The following is a 2,613-nucleotide window of genomic DNA, read 5'->3' as shown; positions in this document are numbered from 1 at the left end:
CCGTGGAAGCGTCTCAAGCCTGGGCACCAACCATCAACGTCCATCCCCCGTTTGCTTCGGCAAGTGAATCAAGCAAGAACATGAGCAGCACCACGGCCGTGCCGACGAGCGATGATCATCGCAGCGATGAATCCCATCTGCTCAGCTATCCGCGATTTCTCAAACGCATCCTCTCGCTGGCGACCGAGGGATCGTTCGGGTTCTATGCCTGGATGACCCTACTGACCGCCTTGTCTTTGGTGGGTGCCAACGCATGGGCCAATCAGGTCGCCGGCGGCATGATTGGCACCAACATGACCGATCACGTCAGCTGGGGTTTGTACATCGCCAACTTCACCTTCTGTGTCGGCCTGGCCGCCGGCGGCGTGATGATGGTGATCCCCGCGTATTTGTATGACGACGAAGACATGCACAAGGTGGTGATCGTCGGAGAAACAGTAGCGATCGCGGCGATCGTGATGTGCACGTTGAGCGTGATCGTCGACCTGGGCCGCCCAGATCGATTCTGGCACATGATTCCCGGCATCGGGGAATTCAATTGGCCGATCTCGATGTTGACCTGGGACGTGATCGTGCTCAACGGCTACCTGTTGATCAACCTGCACGTCGTCGGCTACTTACTCTACATGCGTTACCTGGGTCGCAAACCCGATCCCAAGTGGTATATCCCGTTTGTGTTCTTGTCGATCTTTTGGGCGATCAGCATTCATACGGTCACCGCATTCCTGTACTGCGGACTGGGCGGACGGCCATTTTGGAACACCGCCTTGCTGGCACCGCGATTTCTGGCCTCGGCATTTGTCAGCGGACCGGCCTTCATCATCCTGGTGATGCGGGTGATGCGGGTCACCACCGGCTACACCGCGCCGGTGGGTCCGGCCAGGACGCTGATTCAAATCATCCGCGTCGCGATGGTGGTCAACCTGGTGATGTTGGCCAGCGAGATTTTCACGCTCTTTTACACCGGCGGCGGGCACGCATCGGCAGCCAACTACCTGTTCTTCGGGGCTCACGGTCATCACGGCTTGGTGCCATGGATCTGGTCGGCCATCGCGCTCAATTTGCTCGGCACGTTTCTGTTCTTCCTGCCCGCGGCCATGGAACGCAGCACCGTCCGCATCGTCGCCTGCCTGTGCTGCATCGTCGGCATCTGGATCGAAAAAGGCATGGGCCTGATCATCCCCGGATTCATCCCTTCGACGCTTCACGAGATCGTGGAATACACGCCCAGCCTGATCGAATGGAAAGTCACCGTCGGGATCTGGGCGTTCGGAATGCTGGTTCTGACACTGCTGATGAAATTGGTGATCAGCGTCTTCACCGGTCAGGTGCGTTCCAAAGAGCCAACCGCGACGGTCTGATGCGGTGTACAATGCCCGACAAAATGCGTCTTGCATGAACGCCGCCACAGACAGAGTTGGTAGCGATTCAGCAAGCGTTGGTGTCCAGTCTTTAGGCGCATCCGCAATGCGGCGGGTGTTGGCCCGCAGGCTCGCGGCAAACGGCTGATAGTCGTTTGACATCAGCCGATTCGCGTCAGCGCGAGCGGCCCCCTCGTTGACGTTAACGTAGCGGGGATCGGCTCAAGCCTAGACACCAACACGCATGCCCGTTTCATTCGCGTCTTCCAACGTTGTTGCCATGCGCCGATTTTCTCTGTGCCTGTTGATGGTCTGCTCGATCGCAATCCCCGTCCGTTCAGCCGAGCCTGCAATCCAACATGATGTTGCGTTTGCCAAGATCGACGGCGTTGATTTGAAACTGGATTTCTACCCCAGCCAGACCGACGGCGTGTCCCCGTTGATCGTTTGGGTGCATGGCGGTGCGTGGCGTGCCGGTCACAAACGCAACGTGCCGATCAAGCGATTGACCGAACAGGGCTTCGCGATCGCAAGTCTCAATTACCGCTTGAGCGGGACGGCACGGTTTCCCGCGCAAACCGAAGACATCAAAGCGGGAATCCGTTTCCTGCGCGCGCATGCGACGAGGTTTGCAATTGACCCTGATCGGATCGTGATTGCCGGTGCATCGGCTGGTGGCCATCTGGCCGCGTTGGTCGGCGTCAGCGATGGCGTCCAAGCGTTGGAAGACCTGGCGATGGGAAATGCGGAGGTTCCATCCGGCGTCTCCGCGATCGTTTCCTTGTACGGCGCGAGCAACTTGCAAACGATCCTCAGCCAATCGACGCCGCACGGTTTGAGCGTTCGTGAGCCGGCACTGAAGCTTCTTTTGGGTGACTTGCCGACCGGCGTTCCGGACGCGGCTCGACTGGCCAGTCCGGTCGAGCACGTCGATTCCGGCGACCCGCCGCTGTTGCTGATCCACGGCGACCAAGATCCGCAGATGCCGATCAACCAGTCACACGAACTCCAAGGGGCTTACGAGCGTGCCGGACTGGATGTCACGTTCCACGTCATCCACGGCGCCGCACACGGCGGAAACGCATTTTATGATGACGAGCACTTGAAGCTGATGGCGGAGTGGATTCGCAGCCGGTTGGATTAGTCAGCCCTGAAATGACAGGCTGGAAGCCTATCCCACTTTTTCGATCCGATCATCCTTTCCTATCACTTAATCAGACAATGTCCCTACGCCTTCTCGCCCTATTGCTTG

2 protein-coding genes are annotated in these 2,613 nt (G+C 58.5%); both read left to right on the top strand.

All coding sequences use genetic code 11. The annotated features are described in order from the left end of the window. On the top strand, positions 1–1,361 hold a 1,361-nt coding region (gene dsrP, locus ABX749_RS28980; RefSeq protein ID WP_372899105.1), incomplete at its 5' end, for a sulfate reduction electron transfer complex DsrMKJOP subunit DsrP. A 280-nt stretch (positions 1,362–1,641) separates the two neighbouring features. Continuing rightward, positions 1,642–2,505, top strand: coding sequence for an alpha/beta fold hydrolase (locus tag ABX749_RS28975; protein ID WP_372899104.1), 864 nt, complete (start codon positions 1,642–1,644; stop codon positions 2,503–2,505). Positions 2,506–2,613: the final 108 nt, after the last annotated feature.

It is taken from the genome of Stieleria sp. (assembly GCF_041595215.1).
Lineage (GTDB): Bacteria > Planctomycetota > Planctomycetia > Pirellulales > Pirellulaceae > Stieleria > Stieleria magnilauensis.
The sequence above is the reverse complement of the archived record's forward strand: the minus strand, read 5'-3'. Positions and strand labels throughout refer to the sequence as shown.

Bases quoted from the DNA above. Each gene is read 5' to 3' on its own strand.
- ABX749_RS28975 (WP_372899104.1), top strand. From the start codon at position 1,642: ATGCGCCGATTTTCTCTGTGCCTGTTGATGGTCTGCTCGATCGCAATC.